This is a genomic window from Actinoplanes nipponensis (genome assembly GCF_016862275.1).
Classification (GTDB): Bacteria; Actinomycetota; Actinomycetes; order Mycobacteriales; family Micromonosporaceae; genus Actinoplanes; species Actinoplanes nipponensis.
Genome location: NZ_BOMQ01000028.1, coordinates 91,790 through 115,795, shown reverse-complemented (window position 1 = coordinate 115,795; position 24,006 = coordinate 91,790). Strand labels below are relative to the sequence as shown.

The window sequence follows — 24,006 nt, the reverse complement described above, 5'->3', positions numbered from 1 at the left end:
ACGATAGTCGGCGCCGGCGGATTGTCGATCCGAGGACCGCCCGTTCGTGTAGGCGGTGCAGGCCCGCACGGGAGCGGGCCCCGAGGCAGGAGGACCGCCGTGGGCGAGATCGTGGTCGTGGAGAACATCACCCTGGACGGCGTCATGCAGGCGCCGGGCAGCGCGGAGGAGGACCGCACGGGCGGCTTCCCCTACGGCGGCTGGGCGAGCCCGTACGCCGACCCCGTCGCCTTCGAGACGATGGGCCAGGGCATGGCCGCGGACGGGGCCATGCTGTTCGGCCGCCGCACCTACCTGAGCCTCCACCGGGCGTGGGCCGGCCGGCGCGACGGCAACCCGTACACCGAGGTGCTCGACCGCAAGACCAAGTACGTGGCCTCGCGGACCCTTTCCGACCCCCTGCCCTGGGAGAACTCCGTGCTGCTGGGCGACGACGTCACCGGCCGCGTCGCCGGGCTGCGGGCCGGCCCGGCCGGGGACATGGCGGTGCTGGGCAGCGGCACGCTGGTGCGGGCGCTGGCCGCCGCGGGCCTCGTCGACCAGTACGTGCTGCTGATCCACCCGCTGACGCTGGGCACCGGCACGAAGCTGTTCGCCGAGGACGCCCCGGCGCGCCGGGAGCTGACCCTGCTGGGCTCCGTGACCACCACGACCGGGGTGATCATCGCCCGCTACCGCCCGGTGGTCAGCCCGTAGGCCGCCCGTACGCCTCCAGCAGCCGCAGCCAGATCTCGCTGACGGTGGGGTACGCCGGCACGGCGTGCCAGAGGCGGTCCAGCGGCACCGCGCCGACGACCGCGATCGTCGCCGAGTGCAGCAGCTCGGCGACGTCCGGCCCGGCGAAGGTCACGCCGAGCAGCACCCGCCGCTCCTCGTCGACCACCATCCGGGCGCTGCCGGTGTAGCCGTCCGCGTGCAGGCTCGCGCCGGCCACCCGGCCCAGGTCGTAGTCCACGACGCGGATCCGGTGACCGGCCGCGCGGGCCGCCGCCGCGGTCAGCCCGACCGAGGCCACCTGCGGGTCGGTGAAGACGACCTGCGGGACGGCCGCGTGGTCGGCGGTGGCGACGTGGGCGCCCCACGGCGCGTCGGACACGGGCGCGCCCGCGGCCCGGGCGGCGATGACGTCGCCGGCCGCCCGGGCCTGGTACTTGCCCTGGTGGGTGAGCAGCACCCGGTGGGTCACGTCGCCGGCGGCGTAGAGCCAGTCGGAGCCGGGCACCCGCATGGTGTCGTCGACGGTGATCCAGTCGCCCGGGGTGAGCCCGGCCGTCTCCAGCCCGATGTCGCCGGTCCGCGGCGTGCGCCCGGTGGCCACCAGCACCTCGGCGGCCGTGACGGTGGTCCCGTCGCCGGTGCGGATCTCCACGCCGCCGTCCGCCGTACGGGTGACCCCGGACGTGGCCGTGCCGAGCAGCACCGTCACGCCCCGCTCGCGCAGCGCCGCCGTGACCAGCTCGCCGGCGAACGGCTCCATCCCGCCCAGCAGGCCGGTCCGGGCGATCACGGTGACCCGGGCGCCGAGGCCGGCGTACGCCGTGGCCATCTCCGTGGCGACCACGCCGCCGCCGATGATCGCCAGGCTCTCCGGCACGGCCCGGGCGCTGGTCGCCTCCCGGCTGGTCCAGGGCCGCGCGGCCCGCAGTCCGTCGATGTCCGGCACAGCCGCGTCCGACCCGGTGGCGATCGCGACGGCGTGGCGGGCGGTGAGCACGGTGGCGGCGCCGTCCGCCGCCGTGACGGTGACCTCGCGGACGCCGGTCAGCGCGCCGTGGCCGCGGACCAGGGCGATTCCGGCGCCCGTGGCCCATTCCACCTGTCCCTGGTCGGACCAGTGGCTGGTGAACGAGTCGCGCCGGTCGAGGACGGCGCGGACGTCCAGGTCGCCGGTCACCGCCTGCGCGGCCCCGCCGACCTGCCGCGCCGCGCGGACCGCCTCGCCCGGGCGCAGCAGCGCCTTGGACGGCATGCAGGCCCAGTAGGAGCACTCGCCGCCGACGAGCTCCTGCTCGACCAGGACGGCGGTCAGGCCGCCCCGGACGGCGCGGTCGGCGATGTTCTCGCCGGTCGGCCCGGCGCCCAGCACGATCACGTCGAAGCCGGTCTCGCTGGTCTGTGTCATGCGTTCTGCGTACCACCGCCGGTCGCCCTCGCCGGCCGCAGGGCCCGGTGTCCCCGGGCGGCTTGATGATCGTGCAGACGGTTGCGCATCTTCCGTGGACACTGCACGGTTGTATGCACGTGCACGCGGGCACCAGGAGGCAGGGAGGAGACAATGACTTCGGCTGAACCGGACTACGGCAGCGGCTCCACGGCGCTGCGCATTCAGCTCGGCGTCCGGCTGCGACGCCTGCGCCAGGCCCGCGGGATCAGCCGCGAGACGGCCGGCTGGGAGATCCGCGGGTCGGAGTCGAAGATCAGCCGGATGGAGCTCGGCCGGGTGCCCTTCAAGGAGCGCGACGTGGCCGACCTGCTCGCCCTCTACGGCGTCGGGGAGCCGGAGAGCACGGCGCTGCTGAACCTGGCCCGCCGGGCCAACGCGCCGGCCTGGTGGCGGCAGTTCGGCGAGGTGGTGCCGCCCTGGTACCTGTCCTACCTGGGGCTGGAGGAGGCGGCGTCGCTGATCCGGTCGTACGAGGCGCACTTCGTGCCGAGCCTGCTGCAGACCCCCGACTATGCCCGCGCGGTGCTGCGCCGCGCGCATGCCGCCGCGTCCGCCGCGGAGATCGAGCGGCGCATCGAGCTGCGCCGCAACCGCCAGCGGGTGCTGACCCGGCCGGATCCGCCGCAGTTCTGGGCCGTGCTCGACGAGGCGGTGCTGCGCCGCGAGATCGGCGGCCGGGAGGTGATGCGGGCGCAGGTGCGGGCCCTGCTGGAGGCCGCGGAGCTGCCGCACGTCCGGCTCCAGGTGGCCCGGTTTCATCAGGGGACCGCGGCGCCGGCCGGCTTCCCGTTCGCCATCATGCGGTTCGCCGAGCCGGAGCTGTCCGACGTGGTCTACGTCGAGCAGCTGACCGGGGCCCTCTATCTGGACAAGCCGGCGGACGTGGAGCACTACCTGATCGCCATGGAGCGGGCCTGCCTGGAGGCGGAGCCGCCGGAGCGCACCATCGAGATCCTCGGTGACGCGCTGCATCAGATCGCCAGCTGAGAGTCACGGCGACACGCCGTCCATCGTCCGAACGTCGACGCGTTCCGGCGGATCTTCCACTTTTGGTCCCGCGTGCATATGCACGTGCATCTGTCCTTGCTTACGTTCGCGCATATGTCCATGCTTGGGCACGTGCAGCATTACCGGACGCTGAGGAGTAAAGGCATGGACGCCAACCGCGGCCCGAACCGGCCGGTGAGCCACTTCGCGGAGACCGACTACTGCTACGGCACCGGCTCGCTGGCCCTGCGCATCGAACGGGTCGACTGGAACCGGCCGGTGCAGCGCGACGGCGAGAACTGGTACGAGGTCGAGGGGGTCGAGGTCACCGCCGACGGCCGGGAGATCGGCCGCCGCCAGGCGCTGGTCCGCGGCCGCCGGCTGTCCACCCTGCCCCGCAACACCCGCTCCTGAGCAGCGGCCGCACGCGTCAGCTGCCCCCGTTGACCGACGACGCCTCCAGTGCGCCGTTGGTCACGCCCCAGCGCTGCAGCAGCTCCGTGTAGCGGCCGGAGCGGATCAGCGAGTCGAGCGCGGCGCGCAGCGCATCCCGCAGTGCCGTGTTGTCCTTCGCCACCGCCAGGCCGAGCAGGCCCGGCTCGTACTGCACGGTCGAGGCGAGCTGGTAGTAGGACCGGGTCTTGACGTCGGCGGCCAGGTAGGCGGCCGGCGGGAAGTCGTTCAGGATGGCCACCGCCCGCCCGGTGCGCACCTGCAGCAACGCGTCCGCGTTGGTCCGGAAGGTCTTGACGATCATCTTGTCGGCGCCGCAACCGGGCTGGGAACGGCGCAGCAGGTCGGCCTGCACGGTCGACCGCTCCACCGCCACCACCTTGCCGCAGAGGTCCTTGAGGTCCGAGATGCCGTGCGGGTTGCCCCGCTGCACGACCACCGCGGTGCCGGCGGAGAAGTAGTCGATGAAGTCGGCCTTCTTCTCGCGCTCGGCGGTGTCGGTCATCGAGGACAGCACCCCGTCGTAGGTGCCCGCGACCGTCTCGTCGAGGGCGGACCCGAAGTCGGCGGCGACCAGCTCCACCCGGATGCCGGTCACCGAGCCCAGCGCGGCGGCCAGATCGGCGTCGAAGCCGATGATGGTGCGGCCGTCCGCGGCGTAGGACTCCATCGGCGCGTAGCTGGGGTCGGTGGCGAGCTGGATGCTGCCCCGCTGGCGGACGTTCTCCGGCAGCAGCGCGCGGATCTCCTGATCGACCACGACGTCGCCGGTCGCCGTGGTGTCGGTGTCGGCCGAGGCCGTGCCGCAGCCGCCCGCGGCCAGGGCGAGCGCGATGCCGGCGGCGGCCAGGCGGGCGCGCCGGTGGGTGGGGTGTCTCATTACGACCTCCGGTGCTCGGCGGATCAGGTGCGGACGGTGACGGCGTCCGGGGCGGTGGCGAGCTCGGCGCGGGCGTGCCGGCCGCTGCCCCGGGGGTGCAGGACGAGATCGAGCAGGTGCGGCCAGGCCTGCGGACGGGCGAAGAGGTAGCCCTGCGCGTCGTCGCAGCCCGCATCGGCCAGCCACGCCCGGACCTCGGGCGTCTCGACGCCCTCGGCGGTGACGCGCAGCCCGAGACCGTGGGCCAGGGCGATCACCGACCGGACGATCGCCTGGTTCTGCGGGTCGCCGTCCAGCCCGGTGACGAAGCTCCGGTCGATCTTGATCTCGGCCACCGGCACGGTGCGCAGCTGGGACAGGCTGGTGTAGCCGATGCCGAAGTCGTCGACCGCGACCCCGATGCCGAGCGCCGTCAGCTCGAGGACGGCGCGGGCCGCCGTCTCGGCGTCGCCGGCCAGCGCGGTCTCGGTGATCTCCAGCAGCAGCAGCCCGGGCGCGGCGCCGTGCTCGGCCAGCAGCCCGGCCACGGCCTGCGGGAAGCCGGCGGCCTCCAGGTTGCGGGCGGACACGTTGACCGCCACCGGCCAGCGCTGGCCCAGCGCCGCCCAGCCGGCCTGGTCGGCCAGCGCGCGGCGCAGCACCCAGGCGGTGAGCGGCTCGATCAGCCCGGACTGCTCGGCGGCCGGCAGGAACTCGGCCGGCGCGAGCAGCCCGCGCACCGGGTGCTGCCAGCGCACCAGCGCCTCCACCCCGGTGATCTCGTCGTCGGCCAGGCGGACCTTGGGCTGGTAGTGCAGCACCAGCTCGTCGCGCTCGAGCGCGTGGCGCAGCTCCGCCTGGACCACCAGCCAGTGCGCGGGGTGCGCGACCTGGTCCCGGTCGTACAGGACGATGTCGGCGGCGCCGCGCTTGCCCTGGTACATCGCGGCGTCGGCGTGCTGGAGCAGTTCCTCGACCTCGGCGCCGTGCTCGGGGTACAGCGCCACGCCGAAGCTGGCCTCGATCCGCAGCGCCACGCCGTCCAGCACGGTCTCCCGGACCAGCTCGGCGCGGGCCGTCTCGAGCAGCGCGAGCACCTCCTCGCGGGTCAGGCCGGGCAGGATCAGGCCGAACTCGTCGCCGCCCAGGCGCGCGACGGTGCCGCCGGCGCCCAGCGCCGCCGTCAGCCGGGACGCGACCACGATCAGCAGCTCGTCGCCGGCGTGGTGGCCGAGGGTGTCGTTGACCTCCTTGAAGCGGTTGAGGTCGACCAGCCCGACGGCGCCGGTCGCCGCGCCCGCGGCCAGCGCCTCCCGGGCGTGCGCCCGGAACGCCGCCCGGTTGGGCAGGCCGGTGAGGGCGTCGTGCAGCGCCTCGTGCTCCTGGCGGGCGGCGTAGCGGCGCAGCGACCGCGAGGTGGACCAGGCGATCAGCGCGAGCACCAGGTACAGCCCGGCCAGCGCGGCGCCGAGCCGCCAGTAGGTGGCCGTCATCTGGCGGCGCAGGTGCGCGGCGATCCCGTCGTACGGCAGGTAGAGCTCGAGCACGCCGACCGCCTGGCCGGAGGCGCCGGCGATCACCGGTTGCAGCACCCGGATCACCATGCCCGCGCTGCGCCGGGCGTCGGCGACCACGGCCACGTCGGTGGCGCCCCCGACCGCCGAGCGGAAGGCCGGGTCGGAGACCGGGATGCCGCCGGCGGTGGAGCCGTCGTCGGAGAAGGCGACCTGGCCGGCGAAGCTGCGCAGCCGCATGCCGAGCACCGAGCCGTGGAAGATGGCCAGGTCGGTGGCCTCCTGCAGGCGTTGGCGCTGGGTCGCGGTCAGCCCGGCCGCCAGGTCGGCGCCGTCGAGCGCGGGGGCGACCGCCATCTCCTCGATGACGGCGGCCTGGGCCCGGCCCTGGTCCTGGCCCTGGCGGGCGGCGTCGTCGCGGTAGCCCTGCACCAGCAGGCCGCCCAGCACGCCGACGAGCAGCAGGCTAGCCAGGGCGTAGGCCAGGAAGACGCGCGAGCCCGCGCTCGTACCCCGTCTGGTGCCACCGGCCCGCATGTCTGCTCTATCGGCCCTGGGGCGGGCGACTGAAGTGGTTGGCCGGCGCCACCCTCGGTTGACCTAATGCAGAATGCATTCTAGATTGTGGTGTAAGTCACAAAGTTGATCAGTGTCGTTGCGCCGCCCCGGAGCCCCGCACGCAGCCGTACCCCGGGAGGCATGATGTCCGCTTCCGTCCCCCCGCCCACCACCGACGCCGTCGTCGTCGGCGCCGGGTTCTCCGGCCTGTACCTGCTGCACCGCCTGCGCCAGCAGGGCCGGTCCGTCGTCGTGTTCGAGGCCGGCGCCGACGTCGGCGGCACCTGGTACTGGAACCGCTATCCGGGCGCCCGCGTCGACGTGGAGAGCCTGGCCTACTCGTACTCGTTCTCGCCCGAGCTGGAGCAGGAGTACCAGTGGCGGGAGCGCTACCCCACCCAGCCGGAGATCCTCCGGTACGCCCGGCACGTCGCCGACCGCTTCGACCTGCGCCGCGACATCGTCTTCCGGACCCGGGTGGCCGCCGCCACCTGGGACGACGACGCCGGCGCCTGGCTGGTCCGCACCGAGCACGGCGACGCCGTCACCGCCCGGTACCTGGTGATGGCCACCGGCTGCCTGTCGGCGGCGAAGCTGCCGGAGATCCCCGGCCTGGACGCCTTCCAGGGCGCGACCTACCACACCGCGCACTGGCCGCACGAGGGCGTCGACTTCACCGGCCGGCGCGTCGCGCTGATCGGCACCGGGTCCTCCGGCGTGCAGTCCATCCCGGTCATCGCCGAGCAGGCCGCCGAGCTGACCGTCTTCCAGCGCACGCCGGCGTACTCGCTGCCGGCGCGCAACCGGCCGCTGCGGCCCGAGGAGATCGCCGCGAGGAAGGCGGACTACCGGGCGTACCGGCAGGCCCAGCGCGAGTCCGCCGCCGGCATCCCGGTCACCCCGCCGACGCGGTCGGCCCTGGAGGTCTCCGCCGCCGAACGCGACGCGATCTTCGAGGCGGCCTGGGAGAGCGGCAGCCTGGTGAACCTGCTGTCCACGTTCACCGACCTGGCGACCGACCAGGCGGCCAACGACACCGCGAAGCGCTGGATCCACGGCAAGATCCACGAGCTGGTGGCCGACCCGCGGGTCGCCGCCGACCTGTGTCCGGAGTACCCGGTCGGCACCAAGCGGCCGTGCCTGGACACCGGCTACTACGAGACCTACAACCGCGAGAACGTGCACCTGGTCAACCTGCGGCGGACCCCGCTGGTGGAGATCACCGAGCGGGGGGTACGGACCACCGAGCGCGAGCACGCCGCGGACGTCATCGTCTACGCGACCGGCTTCGACGCGATGACCGGCGCGCTCACCGGGGTCGACATCCGCGGCCGCGACGGCGTCTCGCTGCGGGAGACCTGGCGGGCCGGGCCGCGCACGTACCTGGGCATCGGGTCGGCCGGCTTCCCCAACCTGTTCATGATCACCGGGCCCGGCAGCCCCTCGGTGCTGTCCAACATGGTGGTGTCGATCGAGCAGCACGTCGAGTGGGTGGCCGGGATGATCGCGCACCTGCGGGAGCAGGGGCTGCGTACCGCCGAGGTCACCGCGCAGGCCCAGGACGAGTGGGTCGCGCACGTCAACGAGATCGCCCGCCACACGCTCTACCCCAAGGCGAACTCCTGGTACATGGGCGCCAACGTGCCGGGCAAGACCCGCGTGTTCATGCCGTACGCCGGCGGGGTCGGCGCCTACCGGAAGAAGTGCGACGAGGTCGCCGCCCGGGGTTACGAAGGCTTCGCCCTCACCGTCTGACGATCCGCGAAGGAGAACACCGATGTCCCGTCGTCATCTCATCGACCCCGAGGTCGCCGTGCCGCTGGAGGGCCTGCTCGAGGCCCTGCCCGGCGGCTTCAACGCCATTGCCGACATCGTCGCGCGCCGGGCCACCGTCCAGGCCATGTTCGCCGCCATCGAGGTGCCGGAGAACCCGAACGTGACCAACGAGGACCGCACGGTGCCCGGCCCGCCGGGGGAGCCGGACATCACCGTGCGGATCTACCGGCCGCGCGACGCCACCGGCGCCCGGCCCGGCATCTACTTCATCCACGGCGGCGGCATGATCATGGGCGACGTCGCCGGCGAGGACCCCACGGCCACCCTGCTCTGCGACGAGGTCGGGGCGGTCGTGGTGTCGGTGGAGTACCGGCTGGCCCCGGAGCACCCGCACCCGGCGCCGGTCGAGGACTGCTACGCGGGCCTGGTCTGGACCGCCGCGCACGCCGCGGAGCTGGGCATCGACCCGGACCGGCTGGCCCTGTACGGCGGCAGCGCCGGCGGCGGGCTGGCCATCGCGACCGCGCTGATCGCCCGCGACCGGGGCGGGCCGGCGCTGCGGTTCATGATGCCGATCTACCCGATGATCGACGACCGCAACGAGACGGCGTCCAGCCACGAGATCACCGACATCGGCATCTGGGACCGGGCCGGCAACATCGAGGCCTGGGACTGGTACCTGGGCGGCAAGGAGGCCGACCAGTACGCCGCCCCGGCCCGCGCGGAGGACCTGACCGGGCTGCCGCCGGCGTTCATCGACGTCGGCGCCGTCGACCTGTTCCGCGACGAGGACATCGCGTTCGCCCAGCGGCTGATGGCCGCCGGGGTGCCCACCGAGCTGCACGTGCATCCCGGCAGTTACCACGCGGCGGAGACGTTCGCCGCCGAGGCCGCGCTCTCGCGCCGGACCTGGGCGTTGCGCACCGACGCGCTGCGGCGCGCGCTGGCCTGATCCCGTACCGCCGTCGGCGGCCCGCCGGCACCGCGCCGCCGGGCCGCCGACGCCCGTTCGCGCCGCTCTGGCCGTTGCGGCCCCCGCGTGCTCCCGATCCACGCCCCGCTCACCGCTGCGGCGACAGCCTCGCGATCCCCGGGGTCTCGCGCAGCACCGCGGCAGGAGTTCCGCTCAGCCGCGACCCACCCGCAGCGTGCCCACCCCGACCACCGCGTCCAGGTCGATCCGGTTGCGGCTGCCGGCCCAGTCCGGCGACAGGAACGAAGCCCCCCGCGCCACCCCGTCATCCGTACGGCCGTCCAGCTTCACCTGCCCGGCGCCACCGCGCGCCCGGACCCGGACCGGCACCCCCCGGTCCGCGGAGACCTCGAAGCGGTTGACCCCGCCCGACAACCGGATCGGCAGCGTGCCGTCGGGTCGCGGCAGCTTCAGGTCGATGCGCGCCGCGTCGCCGGCGAAGTCCATGCCCTCGACCTCGGCGGCGCCCAGGTCGAAGACCCCCGCCTTGATCCCGCCGGTGACCCGCAGGCGCCAGCGCACCTCGGCGTTGAGCAGCACGGTCACCGCCGCGTCGCCCCGCTCACCCTTCTCGTCGAGGAACAACCGCACGCCGGCCGGGTTCACCTGCGCCCGGGGCAGCACGCTGCCGTCCTGCGGGGTGGTGATCCGGTACAGGTCGGCGCCGGTGTCGCCGGCCCGCAGATCGATCACCGCGGTGTCGCTGACCAGCTCGAACGTGGCCCGCTCGCGGCCGCGCGCGGGCGCCGAGATGACGTTCGCCGGCGCCGGGGCGGCCGACGGGGGCGTGGTCCGGGGCTCGATGATCTGGGCCGGCGCGGTCTGCGCCGGCGCCGGCCGGGTCGTCCGGCCGACCGGCGGCGGTGCGGCCACCGGCGCGCGGTCGCCGCGGGTCAGGACCACCCCGGCGACGCCGGCGCCGGCCACCAGCACGGCGGCCAGAGCCAGCGCCGGCAGGGCCGAGCGCCGGGACCTGCGGCCCGGCGGCGGCGCGGCCGCGCCGCTGCCGTGTCCCGCACGCGAGCCGTCGTGACCGTGGGCGCGGTCGTTGCCGGGCCCGCCGGCCCGCGGGAGGCGGTCACGGGCGCCCTCGTTGCCCCGGGTGCCGTTCTGCGGGAAGCGGTCGTTGCCGGAGACGCCGGTCCCGCGCGCGCCGTCGGCGCCCGGCGCGCCGTTCTGCGGGAAGCGGTCGCGGTCGGTGCCGGGAGCGCCGTTCGGCGGTACGCGGTCGCGCGTGCCCGAGCGCAGCAGGGCGTCGACCGCGGCGTCGGTCGGCTCGTCCGTGTAGTGATCCGCCGGTGGGCCGATCCGGTGCGGCGCGTCGGGCCAGTAGTCGGAGATCGACGGCAGCGTCGGGGGCATCGAGGCGGCGGGCCGCCGGTAGATCGCGTCGGGGTCGGCCGGTGCGGGATTGTCCACTGCGCGTTGCTCCCTCGAGGGCAAGCGCCGCCGGCCGCGGGATCACTGCGGACGTCGGCGCGTGGTGATTCCCTGGTGACTACGGATGGGAACGCGCTTCGGATCGATCACTGAGGGTGCGCAGCGGCCGGCCTCTTGCCATCGACCGCTTTTGCCCCGAATATGGCTCCTGCACTCGCGCGCCCGGTGCGGCTCGCCCGCAGCGTCATGCTCCCCAGCGAACGGATCCGGATGTCCCCAGAGGATGGCCAGCCCGCCGGCTCCCGGCCCGACGGGTGGGTGCCACCACCCCAGTACTTCGCCCCGCCGCTGCCACCGCCACCGCCCCCGCCCGCTGCCGCGACCGTCCTGCTGCCGGTCGTCGAGGCGCCCACGCCGCACCGGGCCGCCGCCTCCGGCCGGCTCCGCACGGTCCTGGTCGCCGCCGCCGTGGTCAGCGCGCTCGTCGCGGTGGGCCTCGCGGTCGCCTCGGGCGGCGACGAGCGGCCCGACCCGCTGTTCGTCGCGCTGCCGCCGGTGCCGACCCTGCCCGTGCTCCCGGGCGAGGTCCCGGCCACGGCGTCGCCGACCCGCCGCACCACTGCGCCACCGACCACGCAGGTGCGCGACGAGGTGCCCACGGGCGGGGCCACGACCGTACGCCCGGCCCCGGTGACCTCGGTCCCGCCGGCCGTGGTCCTGCCGGTGGCGGGCCAGGACCTGGGCCTGGAACCGGTCGGCCGGCCCGGCCGCCGGCTGCGGCACCGCAACTTCCTCGCGCGGGTCGACGCGGTGGGCCCGGCCAGCCCGGCCCTGGACCGGGCCGACTCACGGTTCACGGTACGGGCGGGCCGGGCCGGCGGGGACTGCCTGTCGTTCGAGTCGGTCAACTATCCGGGCTACTTCCTGCGCGCCCGCGATGCCGTGCTGCGCCTCGACCGGGCGGACGGCGGCCCGGGTTACGACGCCGAAGCCACCTTCTGCGCGGTTCCCACGGTGTCGGGTGGCTTCGTGTTGCGCAGCCGCGCCGCCCCGGACCGGTACGTCACCGAAAGTGACGCGGTGCTGTCACTGACTCGGGTGGCGGCCGCTCAGGCCGTGGCTTTCGTGGTCCGCCCGCCGCTGTGAACCGGGGGCGGCGGCTGTCGCTGCGGTGATCGGCCGCGCGTGCAGGACCGGCGTCGGGGCCGCGGCCGGCGATGTCAGGTCGACGGTCGCCGGGTGGCCCCGCAGGTCAGGTCGTGACAGGGCTCCGGCCTGCCGTCCGTTGATCTTGACGGGTTTCTCTGCCGGCGGGTGGGGCGGCTCGGCGCGCGGGTCTTTCGGGCGGTAGCCGGCGGGAAAGGCAATCACGCTCCGCCGCTCTCGCCTTCCTCCGGCGACGGCGCGAAATCGTGGAGGGCGCGGGCTGGTGAGCGGGTGGGGAGCGCTGACGTGCACCAGGTCCAGGTCGTCGCAGAGCAACTGGCTCCGGGTGCCCTTGCCGCTGCCCTGCGCCCCCTGACCACGTACTTGCGCAGCCGGGTGGCCCGGGCCATGGGCAGTCCGTGAGTGTGGATGGCGCGGATTCGTGGGCAGTCCGGGTCGGGCGGCTGAGTGGCTCGGGCGGCCCGGTTGGCCGCCGGGTGAGCGGCCCGGCCGCTCAGGCCGAGTCGCGCCAGACGATCGGGGTCGGCAGCAGCACGTTGCCCGGCGCCGGCTCCTCGCCGCGCAGCTGCCGCAGCACCAGCTCCGCCGCGTTCCGCCCGATCTCGCGGGCCGGCTGGTGCACCGTCGACAGGGGAGGCTGGGTGCGCAACGCCCAGGTGCTGTCGTCGAATCCGACCACGCCGACGTCCGCCGGCGCGGTGCGGCCCGCGTCGCGCAGCACCTCGAGGGCGCCCGCCGCCACCGCGTCGGAGGCGGCGAAGACCCCGTCGATGCGGGGCTCGCGGGCCAGCAGCTCGCGCATGCCCTTGACGCCGGACGCGTAGTCGTAGAGCGGCACCTCGGCGACCAGGCGCGGGTCGAAGCGGTCGCCCAGCGCCTCCCGGAAGCCGGTGAGCCGGTCGGCGCCCGAGTCGCGGTCCAGCGCCGCGGCGATCATCGCGAGGTGCCGGCGGCCGGTGGCGGCCAGCCGGGTGGTGATCGCGCGGGCCGAGCCGACGTTGTCGATGCCCACGAACGGGATGCTGCGGTGCAGGTCGGGCGGGTGGCCGACGAAGGTGGCGGGCAGGCCCAGCTCGGCGATGACCCGGGTGATCGGGTCGTGGGTCCGGGCCGAGACGATGATCGCGCCGTCGACGAAGCCGCCGCTGAGGTAGCGGGCCACGCGTTCGGTGTCGCGGGCGGAGTCAACCACCAGGTTGACCATCTGGTGGTCGGCCACCGAGAGCACCTCGTTGGCGCCGAGCATGATCGCGCCGATGTTGGGGTCGTCCAGCAGCAGCGAGTGCGGCTCGAGGGCCAGGAAGCCGACCGCCTGGGAGCGGCGCATCACCAGGTTGCGCGCGGCGGTGTTGGGCACGTACCCGACCTGGGCGATGGCGGCCTCGATGGCGGCGCGCGCCTCGGCGGAGACGTAGCCGCCGTTGAGGACGCGGCTGACCGTGCCACGCGAGATCCCGGCGGCCGCGGCGACGTCGTGGACGGTGGCGCGTCTGGGCTTGCTCGGCGGGGCCACGCCAGCAGTGTAGATCCGGCCCCTTGACCGGCACCGATCGCCATGCTTAGTGTGTGCACGTTCACACACTCGACACGGTTCCGTTTCCGCGGCGCAATGTGTGCACGTGCACACACGCGGCGGACGGTAAGGGGATCCGATGGCAGATCTACCGGGCATCAGCCTCGGTTGCGACTACAACTTCGAGCAGTGGTCGCCCGAGGTGTGGGCCGAGGACGTCGCCCTCATGCGCGAGGCGGGCGTCGACCTGGTGGCCGTCAACATCTTCGGCTGGTCCAGCATCGAGCCCTCGCCCGGCGTGTACGACTTCGCCACCCTCGACCGGATCGTCGCCCTGCTGCACGACAACGGCATCCGGATCAACCTGGGCACCGGCACGTCGTCACCGCCGCCCTGGCTGACCACCGCGTACCCGGAGATCCTGCCCGAGGCCGCCGACGGCACCACCCGCTTCCCGGGCGGCCGGCAGGCCTGGTGTCCCAGCTCGCCGGTCTTCCGCGAGCGCGCCCTCGCGCTGGTCGAGCAGGTCGCGATCCGCTACGGCGAGCACCCGGCGGTCGCGCTCTGGCACGTCTCCAACGAGCTGGGCTGCCACAACGCCCTGTGCTACGACGAGGCCAGCGCGGCGGCGTTCCGGGCCTGGCTGCTGCGCCGCTACGGCAGCATCGACGCGCTCAACAGGGCCTGGGGAACCTCGTTCTGGAGCCAGCGCTACACCGACTTCGCCGAGATCCAGCCGCCGCGGCTGGCGCTGTCCCTGCGCAACCCCGGCCAGCTGCTCGACTTCCAGCGGTTCAGCTCCGACGCGCTGCTCGAGCACTACCGCGCCGAGGCGGCCGTGCTGCGCCGGCACACCCGCGCGCCGGTCACCACCAACTTCATGGTCACCGCGCACATCCGCGCCCTGGACTACTGGAGCTGGGCGCCGGAGATGGACGTCGTGGCCAACGACCACTACCTCGACCACCGCCTGGACGACCCGGACGCGGAGCTGTCCTTCGCCGCCGACCTCACCCGCGGCCTGGCCGGCGGCCGGCCCTGGATGCTCATGGAGCAGTCCACCGGCGCGGTCAACTGGCAGCCGTACAACCTGGCCAAGGCGCCGGGGCAGATGCTGCGCAACTCGCTGACCCACGTGGCCCGCGGCGCCGACTCGGTCTGCTTCTTCCAGTGGCGGGCCTCCGCCCAGGGCGCGGAGAAGTTCCACTCGGCCCTGGTGCCGCACGCCGGCACCGACACGCACGCCTGGCGCGAGGTGCTGGAGCTGTCCTCGGCGCTGGACGCGCTCGGCGAGGTGGCCGGCACGACGGTCGCCGCCGACGTCGCGATCCTGTTCAGCTGGGAGTCGTGGTGGGCCACCGACACCGAGGCCCGGCCCTCGCAGGACGTGCGGTACCTCGACCAGGTGCACGCGGCGTACCGGGCGGTCCGGCGGCTCGGCCTCACCGCCGACGTCGTGGCCCCCGGCGCCGACCTGAGCGCGTACCGCCTGGTGCTGGTGCCGTGCCTGCACCTGGTCTCGGACGAGGACGCGGCCGCGATCAACGCGTACGTGGCCGGCGGCGGGCACGCGGTCGTGACCTTCTACAGCGGCATCGTCGACGTCGCCGACCGGGTGCGCCTCGGCGGCTACCCCGGCGCGTTCCGGGAGATGCTCGGCGTGGTCGCCGAGGAGTTCTTCCCGCTGCTGCCCGGCCAGCGGGTCACCCTGACCGGGGGAGCGACCGCGACGCTGTGGACCGAGCGGCTGCGCGCCACCACCGCCGAGGTCGTCGCCGGCTACGCCGACGGGCCCCTGCCGGGGGTGCCGGCCGTCACCCGTAACAGCTACGGGGCCGGCACTTCCTGGTACGTGGCCACCGCGCTGGCCGACGATGACCTGCGTGACCTGCTGCGCGACGCGGCCCGGGGCGCCGGGGTGCGAGCCGCCGGGCCCGAGACCGACGGCTCGGTCGAGGTGGTCCGCCGCACCGGCGGCGACCGCAGCTACGTCTTCGTCATCAACCACGGCCCGCAGGACATCGAGCACACCGTCACCGGACACGACCTGCTCACGGGGGAATCCGTCCCCGGGGTGCTCAAGGTCGGCGCCGGCGCCGTCCGCGTCGTCAGAGAGGAACCGGTCGGATGACCGTGACCGAAACCAGGACCGCCGGGGCTGCTCCGCCCACGGCCGGGCGCCCGCGCCCGCGCCGGTCCCGGCACACCAAGGCAGTGTTGTTCTTCGTGGTGCCCTTCGGGGCGCTGTTCGTCCTCTTCTACCTGGTCCCCATCGGATACGCGATCGTGCAGTCGCTCTACAAGCTGGAGCGCACCGGCACGTTCGGCCCGGCCCGCGAGGTGTTCGGGGGGCTCGTCCAGTACGAGCGGGTCTTCTCCGACGGCCCGTTCTGGTCGTCGGTCGGCCGGGTCCTGCTGTTCGGCGTCGTCCAGGTGCCGGTGATGCTGGGCCTGGCCCTGCTGCTGGCCCTGCTGCTCGACTCCGGACTGGTCAGGGGCCGCTCGTTCTTCCGGCTCGCCTTCTTCGTCCCGTACGCGGTGCCGGGGGTGGTCGCCGCGATCATGTGGGGCTACCTGTACTCGCCGAACCTGTCGCCGTTCACCGCGCTCACCCGCAACGTCGACTTCCTCAGCGCCGACCTGGTGCTCTGGGCCATGGCCAACGTCGTGACCTGGGTGTACGTCGGCTACAACATGCTGATCATCTACTCGTCGCTGCTGTCGATCCCCACCGAGATCTACGAGGCGGCCCGGATCGACGGGGCGGGCCAGTTCCGCATCGCCTGGTCGGTCAAGATCCCGCTGGTGATGCCGGCGATCGTGCTGACCACCGTCTTCTCGATCATCGGCACCTTGCAGCTGATCGCCGAGCCGCAGGTGTTCCGCAGCTTCAGCTCGGCCGTGTCGAGCACCTACACGCCGAACCTGACCGTCTACTCCACCTCGTCCATCCCGAACTTCAACCTGGCCGCGGCGTTCTCCGTGGTGCTGGCCCTGGCCACGTTCGCGTTGTCGTTCACCTTCCTGAAGTTCACCCAGGGCCGGGGCGAGCGGTGAGCGCCCCGGCGATCAAGGTCCGGGAGAGCATCCTCTCCCGCACCGCAGCGATGATCATCATGGGCGTCTGCACCGTCTACTTCCTGGTGCCGATCTGGTGGCTGTTCGTCGGCTCGTCGAAGAGCCGGGAGCAGATCACCGGGACCAACCCGATCTGGTTCGCCGACTTCAACCTGGGCGCGAACGTCCGGGAACTGCTCGAGTACCGCGACGGCGTGTTCCTGCGCTGGATGTTCAACAGCCTGCTCTACACCGGCGGCGCCGCGCTGCTGGGCACCCTGCTCGCGGCCATGTGCGGCTACGCCATCGCCAAGTACCGCTTCCCGGGCCGCGAGACGCTGTTCAACGTCGTCCTGGGCGGGGTGCTCGTGCCGGCCAGCGCGCTCGCCCTGCCGCTGTTCCTGCTGTTCAGCAAGGTCGAGGGGACGAACACCTTCTGGTCGGTGTTCCTGCCCAGCGTGGTCAACCCGTTCGGGGTGTACCTGGCCCGGATCTACGCGACCGCCAGCGTGCCCGAGGAACTGCTCGAGGCGGCCCGCCTCGACGGCTCCGGCGAGGTGCGCAGCTTCTTCACCGTGTCGGTGCGGCTGATGTTCCCGGCGCTCGTCACGATCTTCCTCTTCCAGTTCGTCGCCGTCTGGAACAACTTCCTGTTGCCGCTGGTGATGCTCAGCGACGAGCGGCTCTTCCCGGTGACCCTGGGGCTCTACTCGTGGAACAGCCAGGTGACCGGCATCCCCGAGCTGCGCGGCCTGGTGATCGTCGGCGCGCTGCTGTCGATCACGCCCCTGGTGGTCGCCTTCCTCTTCCTCCAACGCTACTGGCGCAGCGGTATCGGCGCCGGAGCAGTCAAATGATCCGATTCAGTCCCGTCCATCACAAAGGAAACGCTATGCGCGCATCCCTCCGGTCGGCCAGCGTGCTGCTGACCTCCGCCTTGCTGCTGGCCGCGTGCTCGTCCGGCAGCGACGACTCGGGCTCCGGCACCGCCGCGGCCTCATCGTGCAAGCCGTCCTCGGGCCCGGTCACGCTGACCTACACCTCGTGGATCCCCGACCTCGAGGAGGTCGTCAAGGTCTGGAACGCCAAGAACCCCAACATCCAGGTCAAGGTGCAGACCGGCCCGAACGGCAACAGCGGCACCTACCAGAACTTCTTCAACCAGCTCAAGGCCGGCAACGCCCCCGACCTCGGGCACATCGAGTACGACGCGCTGCCCAGCTTCCGCGTCCAGGACGGCCTGGCCGACCTGGGCGGCTGTGACATCGTCGCCAAGGCCAAGGACCAGTTCGTGGACTGGACCTGGAACCAGGTGACCTTCGGCGAGGAGGGCAAGGTGTTCGGCGTGCCGCAGGACGCCGGCCCGATGGCCATGTTCTACCGGGCCGACCTGTTCTCCAAGGCCGGCATCGCCCCGCCGACCACCTGGGACGAGTACGCCGCGGCGGCCGAGAAGGTCAAGGCGGCCGGCGGCTACATCACCAACTTCTCGCAGAGCGACATCAACCAGTTCGCCGGGCTCGCCTGGCAGGCCGGTGGCCGCTGGTTCGCCAACGACAGCAACCAGTGGACGGTCAGCATGACCGACCCGAACACCAAGAAGGTCGCCGACTACTGGCAGAACCTGATCGACAAGAAGCTCGTCTCGACCGTGCCGCCGTGGACGCCGGAGTGGGACAACGCCTACAACACCGACAAGTCCTGGACCTGGGTCTCCGCGGTGTGGGGGGCCAACTCCATCGCCACCGGCGCGCCGAAGACGGCCGGCAAGTGGAAGGTCGCCCCGATGCCGCAGTGGGCGGCCGGGGAGAAGAAGGCCGGCAACTGGGGCGGCTCGTCCACCGCGGTCTTCAAGACCTCGAAGCACCCGTACGAGGCGGCGCAGTTCGCGCTGTGGCTCAACACCTCCGAGGAGGCGCTGACCCTGCTCAACGAGAAGGCCAACCTGTACCCGGCGACCAAGGCCGGCGCCGCGCTGCCGGCGCTGAAGAAGGGCGTCAAGTTCTACGGCGACCAGCCCATCTACGACGTCTTCGCCCAGGCCTCCACCGAGGTCGCCCCCGACTTCACCTGGGGACCGACGATGACCTCCACCTACGCCAACGCCTCCGACGGCTTCAAGGCCGCCGTCTCCGGCAAGGGCACCCTGGTGGACGCCCTCACCGCCGCCCAGGCGTCCACCATCCAGACGCTCAAGTCGCAGGCCATCCCGGTCAAGGAGTGACCTGTTGATCATCCACCTGCGGGCCGCGGGCACCAGCTTCGTGCTGGACGCCCGCGGCCCGCGGCCGGCTGCCGTCGTGCACTGGGGACCGGACCTCGGCGACCTCACGGACGGCGACCTGGCCGCGCTGGCCGGCGCGGCGGCGCCCGCGGTGCCGCCCAGCTCGCTCGACGAGCCGCTGCGGCTGTCCCTGCTGCCCACCCTGGACCAGGGCTGGAGCGGCCGGCCCGGGATCGCCGGCTGGTGGCCGGCCGACGGCGCCCCGGTCGCCGGCCTGCGCCTGCTGGGGGTGCGCCGCGACGGGCCGCTCGCGGTCCGGCTGGACCTCGGGGCCGCCGACGGCCGGCTGCGGATCGGCACCGAGATCGAGCTCAGCGCCCACGGCGTGCTGCGGGCGCGCCACCACCTGCGGCACACCGGTACGGGCGCCTGCCACCTCACCGCGCTCGACGTGGTGCTGCCGGTGCCCGCGCCCGCGGCCGAGCTGCTGGACTTCAGCGGGCTGTGGGCGTACGAGCGGCGGCCCCAGCGCGCGCCGTGGCGGCACGGGGTGTGGAGCCGGGAGACCCGGCACGGGCGTCCGGGCCACGACGACCCGTACCTGATGATGGCCGGCACCCCCGGCTTCGACTTCCGCACCGGCCAGGTCTGGGCCGTGCACCTGGCCTGGAGCGGCGACAAACGGCTGTGGGCCGAACGGTCGCCGCTGGGCCCCGGCCTGCTCGGCGCCGGCGAGCTGCTCGCACCGGGCGAACTCACGCTGCGGCCGGGGGAGCGGTACACCACGCCGTGGACGGTCGCGGTCCACTCGGCGCAGGGCATCGACGGGCTGTCGGACCGGCTGCACCCGTGGATCCGTGCGCGGCGCGCACCGCGGCTCCCGCGCCCGGTCGTGCTCAACACCTGGGAGGCGGTCTACTTCGACCACGACCCGGACACCCTGGCCCGGCTGGTCGACACCGCCGCCGAGGCGGGCGTGGAACGCTTCGTGCTCGACGACGGGTGGTTCACCGGCCGCACCGACGACCGCCGCGCGCTCGGCGACTGGCACGTCGACCCGGACCGCCACCCGGCCGGGCTGCACCCGCTGATCGACCGGGTCCGCCGGCGCGGCATGGACTTCGGGCTGTGGGTCGAGCCGGAGATGGTCAGCCCCGACTCGGCGCTGGCCCGGGACCACCCCGACTGGGTGCTCGGCGGGCCGGCCGGGCCGACCTGGCGGCATCAGCGCGTGCTCGACCTGGGCCACCCCGAGGCGTACGCGTACGTGGCCGGGCGGCTGCGGGAGCTGCTCACCGCGTACCCGATCGCCTTCCTGAAATGGGACCACAACCGCGACCTGCTGCAGCACGGCGCGACCCACCGCCAGACCGCGGCCCTGTACCGGCTGCTGGCCGAGCTGCGCGCGGCCTTCCCGGAGGTGGAGATCGAGAGCTGTGCCTCCGGCGGCGCCCGCATCGACCTGGGCATCCTCGACCTGGTCGACCGGGTGTGGACCTCCGACACCAACGACCCGCTGGAACGCCAGCGGATCCAGCGCTGGACCGGCGTGCTGATCCCGCCCGAGTACCTGGGCGGCCACCTGGGCGCGGCGACCGCGCACATCACCGGGCGCACGTCGGCGCTGAGCTTCCGCCTCGCCACCGCGCTGTTCGGCAGCGCGGGCATCGAATGGGACCTGACCACGGCGACCGACGCGGAACGGGCGGCCGTCGCCCGGTGGGTGGCGGAGTACAAACGGCTGCGCCCGCTGCTGCACACCGGAACCGTGGTGCGCTCGGGCGGCGACGACGACGCCCACTTCGTGCACGGGGTGGTGGCCCCGGACGGCCGCTCCGCGCTCTACGCGCTGGTCGCGCTCCGGGCCGCGGACGCCGCTCTGCCGCCGCCGATGCGGTTGCCGGGCCTGGACCCGGAGCGGCGGTACACGGTACGGCCGCTGGCCCTCGGGCCGGCGGCGCGCGTGGTGCAGGACGCTCCGCCGGCCTGGCTGGCGGCGGGTCAGGTCACGCTGCCGGGGCGGGTGCTGGGGGAGGTGGGGCTGGCGGTGCCGCTGCTGACGCCGGAGCAGGCAGCCGTCTTCACCGTCGAGGCGGTCTGACCGCGCGTCCGCCCCGGCGGCCGGCGAACCCGGCTCCGATGGTGCGGCCCGACCGTGATCGTACGGATCGTGCCCACCCGCCGCCTTCCCGCCCCACCGTCCGGGCAAAAGCCGCCAATACCCCGCCACCCGCGTTTTCCGGAGCGCCTTGACCCCTTAAACGGATTGTCCCGGCCATATCCGTGCCTTCCAGGGCCTAGCGGCAGAAGGTGTTCTTGTCGATGATGGCTACGTGACAGGCCGCCATCGACGACGTTCGCGACTCCGCGCCGGCACCGCCGTGCTCGCCACGCTGGCCGTGGTGGCCGTGGTGGCCGGCGCGCGCATCGTCGCCGGGCAGTTCGGCGGGGGTGGGTGCAGCGGTCAGGTGCGGCTGTCCGTGGCCGTCGCGCCCGAGATCGCCACCGCCGTGCAGCAGTCCGCCGCGGAATGGGTCGCCGGCAAGGCGGCCGTGGACGGGACCTGTGTGGCCGTCGATGTCCGCGCGGCCGATCCCGCCGACGTCGCGGCCGTGCTCAGCGCCGGGCAGAAGGTCTCCCTCGCCGGCGCCGGCGCGCCGCGGGCGGGCGTGACGCCGCCGGACGTCTGGGTTCCCGACGCGCGTACCTGGTTGCAGCGGCTGCGCGCCGCCGCCCCGCAGCTGGCCTTCACCGACGAGGGTTCCGTGGCGATGAGCCCGGTCGTCATGGCGATGCCGGAGCCCGTGGCCAAGCGGCTGGGCTGGCCGAAGCAGAAGCTCGGCTACGCCGACCTGGTCGCCCAGATCACCACCAGCACCAACTTCCGGGCCGGCACGGTCGACCCGACCCGCGACGCCGCCGCGCTGTCCGGCCTGCTGGTGCTGAGCGGTTCGGCCACGACGCTGGACCAGCGCCGCCCGGGCACCTCCAACGGCCTGCTGCGGGCCCTGGCCACCGACACCTCCGTGCTGCGCGACGACCTGATGGCCCAGCTGCCGCAGGGTTCCGACGCCGGCTCGCTGGCCGCCGGGCTCGGCCTGGCCGCCATGTCCGAGAGCGACGTCGTGCGGTACAACGCCGCCACGCCGCCGGTCGGCCTGGCCGCGCTGTATCTCGACCCCGCGGCGACCCCACTGGACTACCCGTTCGCGGTCATGCCCGAGCTCGGCCGGCCCCAGGCCGAGGCGGCCCACCAGCTCTACGACGTGCTCAGCGGCTCCGCCGGCTTCCGCGGCCGGCTCGCCGCGGCCGGCGTCCGGCCCCCCGACGGCAGCGCCCCGGCCGGTCTCAAGGCGCCGGCCGGCGCGCCGTCGCGCGTGGGCCCCTCCCCGGGCGCCGGCAGCGGTGAGGCGGCGGCCGCCACGACCGACGGCGCGGCCATCGACCGGGCCCTGGCCGGCTGGTCGGCGGTGGTGGCGCCGGCCCGGATCCTGGCCATCGTGGACGCCTCGCAGAGCATGCGCACACCCGTGCCGACCGCCCGCAACGCCACCCGGATGCAGGTGACGCTGGCGGCCGCCCGCAGCGGCCTGGGCCTGTTCAGCGACGACTGGCAGGTGGGGCTCTGGCTGTTCGCGGCCGGCGTCGGCACCGGCAACCACCGGGAGCTGGTGCCCATCGGGCCGCTGACCGACAAGCGGGCCGACGTCGCGCGGGCGCTCGGCGGCATCCAGCCGGCCGGCGGGGACGCGGGTCTCTACCGCACGATCCTGGACGGCTACCGCGAGGTGCAGGAGGGCTGGCAGGCGGGCCGGGTCAACTCGGTGCTGCTGCTGACCGACGGCGCCGACGCGGGGCAGAAGGCCGGCGACATCAAGCTGGACGAGCTGCTCGCCGAGCTCGACGCGGCGAAGAGCGTGGACCGGCCGGTCCAGGTGATCGTCGTCGGGGTGGGCGACGCGGTGGACCGCTCCCCGCTGGAGCAGATCACCCGGCAGACCGGCGGCGGCGTCTTCATCGCCGAGGACCCGGCCCAGATCGGCGCGGTCTTCCTGGAGGCGCTCTCCCTGCGCACGAGCACGACGCGCTGACCCGGCCGGGCCCGGCCGGGTCCGGACGGGCCGGATGTCGGGTGCGCACGGGCGAGTGTCGGCTATCCGTACGCCGCCGGGGTTTCTCGGGGCCCGCGGCGGCCGCTAGGTTGGCCCGATGCGACGGACGACCAGATCGATCATCGTCGGTGCCCTGCTCGCGCCGGTGGCCGCGCTGAGCCTGCTGCTGAGCACCGCCGGCGCCGCGACCGCGATCGCCAACGGCGAGCCGGTGCCGGACGGCCGGTACCGCTTCGCCGTGAAGCTGACCATGACCGGCATCCCCACCGCGGACGGCGGGCGCCGCAACAGCGCCTGCTCCGGCGCGCTCATCGCGCCGCAATGGGTGATCACCGCCGGGCACTGCTTCCGGGACGCCGACAACGTCCGGGTGAGCCGCCCGGTGGCCGACCTGACCACGGCGACCGTGGGTCGCACCGACCTGACCGGCGCCGGCGGCCACGAGCTCGAGGTCGTCGCGGTGATCCAGTCCCCGACGGCCGACGTCTCGCTGGCCCGGCTGGCCGAGCCCGTGCGCGACGTGCGGCCGCTGCGCGTGGGGCACCGCCCGCCCGAGCTCGGCGCGGTCGTGCGGGTCACCGGCTACGGCTCGACGACCAGCGTGAACCCGGCGCCGGTGACCCGGCTGCGGACCGGGCAGATGACGGTGGTCTCGCTGAGCGACTCGGTGACGGGCCTGCGGGGGTACGCGCCGCAGAGCGACACCACCCCGTGCCCGTACGACTCCGGCGCCCCGTTCTTCCTGGAGCGCGCCCACGCCCGCCCGGTGCTGGTCTCGGTGGTCAGCAACGGCCCGAGCTGCCCGCACACGTCGGTGGAGAACAGCGCGCGCACCGACACCATCGCCGGCTGGATCCGCGAGAGCATCCGCTCGGGTGGCGCCGCCTGATTCGTCCCGCGCGCCGTGGTGGATCGGTGGCGGGCGCCGTCGGGCTCTGCGCTACCGTTTGGCGGTCGGCCGCCGCGTCGCCGGGTCGGTGACGACCCACGCGGCAGCCGCCAGTCCAGGGAGTCACGATGTCCGAGTCGAGTGCCGACAACACCGCCGAGACCGCCGCCGGCGAGTCGGCCGAGCAGGAGCCCGAGGTGTTCGCCAACCGGGCCGAGCGCCGGGCGAAGGGCAAGAAGACCGCCCGGGGCGGCGAGGTCTTCAGCAAGGGCCAGCAGCCGGTCGGCCGGGGCTCCGTGCAGAGCCCCCGCCAGTACGGCAACCGCCGCAGCGGCTGATCCGCGGCAGCGCCGTCGCCCGCATCGCGGAGGACGGTGCCG

General features: G+C 73.9%; 20 protein-coding genes. 14 read left to right on the top strand and 6 right to left on the bottom strand.

Annotation, left to right across the window (positions count from 1 at the left end):
- The first annotated feature begins 99 nt into the window (after positions 1 to 99).
- Entirely contained in the window at positions 100 to 696 is a 597-nt protein-coding gene (locus Ani05nite_RS12695) for a dihydrofolate reductase family protein (RefSeq protein WP_239129786.1), read from the top strand.
- On the opposite strand, the gene Ani05nite_RS12690 is transcribed toward Ani05nite_RS12695, so the two are convergent.
- Positions 686 to 2,122 carry a dihydrolipoyl dehydrogenase family protein gene (locus Ani05nite_RS12690; protein WP_203768118.1) on the bottom strand — a complete coding sequence of 479 codons (1,437 nt, stop codon included), beginning with the start codon at positions 2,120 to 2,122 and terminating at the stop codon, positions 686 to 688. The genes Ani05nite_RS12695 and Ani05nite_RS12690 overlap by 11 nt on opposite strands.
- A 153-nt stretch (positions 2,123 to 2,275) precedes the next feature.
- Between Ani05nite_RS12690 and Ani05nite_RS12685 the strand changes: the two genes are divergently transcribed.
- A complete protein-coding gene (locus Ani05nite_RS12685; RefSeq protein ID WP_203768117.1) occupies positions 2,276 to 3,151 on the top strand; it encodes a Sco1979 family transcriptional regulator in 876 nt (291 codons plus the stop codon).
- Between the two features lie 3 nt (positions 3,152 to 3,154).
- Here Ani05nite_RS12685 and Ani05nite_RS12680 read toward each other — a convergent pair whose 3' ends face one another.
- Positions 3,155 to 3,292 (bottom strand): hypothetical protein, encoded by a 138-nt coding sequence (locus tag Ani05nite_RS12680; protein WP_203768116.1) that lies wholly within the window; start codon positions 3,290 to 3,292, stop codon positions 3,155 to 3,157.
- A gap of 24 nt (positions 3,293 to 3,316) precedes the next feature.
- Here Ani05nite_RS12680 and Ani05nite_RS12675 point away from each other — a divergent pair, with 24 nt between their 5' ends.
- Complete coding sequence (locus Ani05nite_RS12675) at positions 3,317 to 3,565, top strand: hypothetical protein (protein WP_203768115.1); 249 nt, start codon at positions 3,317 to 3,319, stop codon at positions 3,563 to 3,565.
- Between the two features lie 16 nt (positions 3,566 to 3,581).
- Here Ani05nite_RS12675 and Ani05nite_RS12670 read toward each other — a convergent pair whose 3' ends face one another.
- Positions 3,582 to 4,484 carry an ABC transporter substrate-binding protein gene (locus Ani05nite_RS12670; protein ID WP_203768114.1) on the bottom strand — a complete coding sequence of 301 codons (903 nt, stop codon included), beginning with the start codon at positions 4,482 to 4,484 and terminating at the stop codon, positions 3,582 to 3,584.
- A 23-nt stretch (positions 4,485 to 4,507) separates the two neighbouring features.
- A complete protein-coding gene (locus tag Ani05nite_RS12665; RefSeq protein WP_203768112.1) occupies positions 4,508 to 6,514 on the bottom strand; it encodes a putative bifunctional diguanylate cyclase/phosphodiesterase in 2,007 nt (668 codons plus the stop codon).
- A 165-nt stretch (positions 6,515 to 6,679) separates the two neighbouring features.
- On the opposite strand from Ani05nite_RS12665, the gene Ani05nite_RS12660 reads away from it, so the two are divergent.
- Positions 6,680 to 8,290, top strand: a complete 1,611-nt coding sequence (locus Ani05nite_RS12660) for a flavin-containing monooxygenase (protein ID WP_203768110.1) — start codon at positions 6,680 to 6,682, stop codon at positions 8,288 to 8,290.
- A 22-nt stretch (positions 8,291 to 8,312) separates the two neighbouring features.
- Positions 8,313 to 9,263 carry an alpha/beta hydrolase gene (locus Ani05nite_RS12655; RefSeq protein WP_203768108.1) on the top strand — a complete coding sequence of 317 codons (951 nt, stop codon included), beginning with the start codon at positions 8,313 to 8,315 and terminating at the stop codon, positions 9,261 to 9,263.
- A gap of 174 nt (positions 9,264 to 9,437) precedes the next feature.
- Here Ani05nite_RS12655 and Ani05nite_RS12650 read toward each other — a convergent pair whose 3' ends face one another.
- Positions 9,438 to 10,703, bottom strand: coding sequence for a hypothetical protein (locus Ani05nite_RS12650; protein WP_203768106.1), 1,266 nt, complete (start codon positions 10,701 to 10,703; stop codon positions 9,438 to 9,440).
- Between the two features lie 231 nt (positions 10,704 to 10,934).
- On the opposite strand from Ani05nite_RS12650, the gene Ani05nite_RS12645 reads away from it, so the two are divergent.
- The gene (locus Ani05nite_RS12645; RefSeq protein WP_203768104.1) at positions 10,935 to 11,810 is read left to right on the top strand and encodes an AbfB domain-containing protein; all 876 of its coding nucleotides are present in this window, start codon (positions 10,935 to 10,937) and stop codon (positions 11,808 to 11,810) included.
- 514 nt (positions 11,811 to 12,324) lie between these two features.
- Here the strand turns inward: Ani05nite_RS12645 and Ani05nite_RS12640 are convergent.
- Positions 12,325 to 13,344, bottom strand: a complete 1,020-nt coding sequence (locus Ani05nite_RS12640) for a LacI family DNA-binding transcriptional regulator (protein WP_239129783.1) — start codon at positions 13,342 to 13,344, stop codon at positions 12,325 to 12,327.
- 139 nt (positions 13,345 to 13,483) lie between these two features.
- Here Ani05nite_RS12640 and Ani05nite_RS12635 point away from each other — a divergent pair, with 139 nt between their 5' ends.
- The 8 genes from Ani05nite_RS12635 (at position 13,484) to Ani05nite_RS12600 (ending at position 23,964) form a co-directional block, all read left to right on the top strand.
- Positions 13,484 to 15,475, top strand: coding sequence for a beta-galactosidase (locus Ani05nite_RS12635; RefSeq protein ID WP_203768100.1), 1,992 nt, complete (start codon positions 13,484 to 13,486; stop codon positions 15,473 to 15,475).
- Entirely contained in the window at positions 15,472 to 16,401 is a 930-nt protein-coding gene (locus Ani05nite_RS12630) for a carbohydrate ABC transporter permease (protein WP_203768098.1), read from the top strand. The genes Ani05nite_RS12635 and Ani05nite_RS12630 overlap by 4 nt, the downstream gene beginning before the upstream one ends.
- On the top strand, positions 16,398 to 17,258 hold the full coding sequence (locus tag Ani05nite_RS12625; protein ID WP_307836700.1) for a carbohydrate ABC transporter permease: 861 nt from the start codon (positions 16,398 to 16,400) through the stop codon (positions 17,256 to 17,258). The genes Ani05nite_RS12630 and Ani05nite_RS12625 overlap by 4 nt, the downstream gene beginning before the upstream one ends.
- A gap of 35 nt (positions 17,259 to 17,293) precedes the next feature.
- Complete coding sequence (locus Ani05nite_RS12620; protein WP_203768096.1) at positions 17,294 to 18,625, top strand: ABC transporter substrate-binding protein; 1,332 nt, start codon at positions 17,294 to 17,296, stop codon at positions 18,623 to 18,625.
- Between the two features lie 4 nt (positions 18,626 to 18,629).
- The gene (locus tag Ani05nite_RS12615; protein ID WP_307836699.1) at positions 18,630 to 20,726 is read left to right on the top strand and encodes an alpha-galactosidase; all 2,097 of its coding nucleotides are present in this window, start codon (positions 18,630 to 18,632) and stop codon (positions 20,724 to 20,726) included.
- Positions 20,727 to 20,958: 232 nt separating this feature from the next.
- Positions 20,959 to 22,716 (top strand): VWA domain-containing protein, encoded by a 1,758-nt coding sequence (locus Ani05nite_RS12610; RefSeq protein ID WP_203768094.1) that lies wholly within the window; start codon positions 20,959 to 20,961, stop codon positions 22,714 to 22,716.
- Positions 22,717 to 22,834: 118 nt separating this feature from the next.
- Positions 22,835 to 23,626, top strand: coding sequence for a S1 family peptidase (locus Ani05nite_RS12605; RefSeq protein ID WP_203768092.1), 792 nt, complete (start codon positions 22,835 to 22,837; stop codon positions 23,624 to 23,626).
- Between the two features lie 128 nt (positions 23,627 to 23,754).
- On the top strand, positions 23,755 to 23,964 hold the full coding sequence (locus Ani05nite_RS12600) for a hypothetical protein (protein WP_203768090.1): 210 nt from the start codon (positions 23,755 to 23,757) through the stop codon (positions 23,962 to 23,964).
- The last annotated feature ends 42 nt before the right edge of the window (positions 23,965 to 24,006 follow it).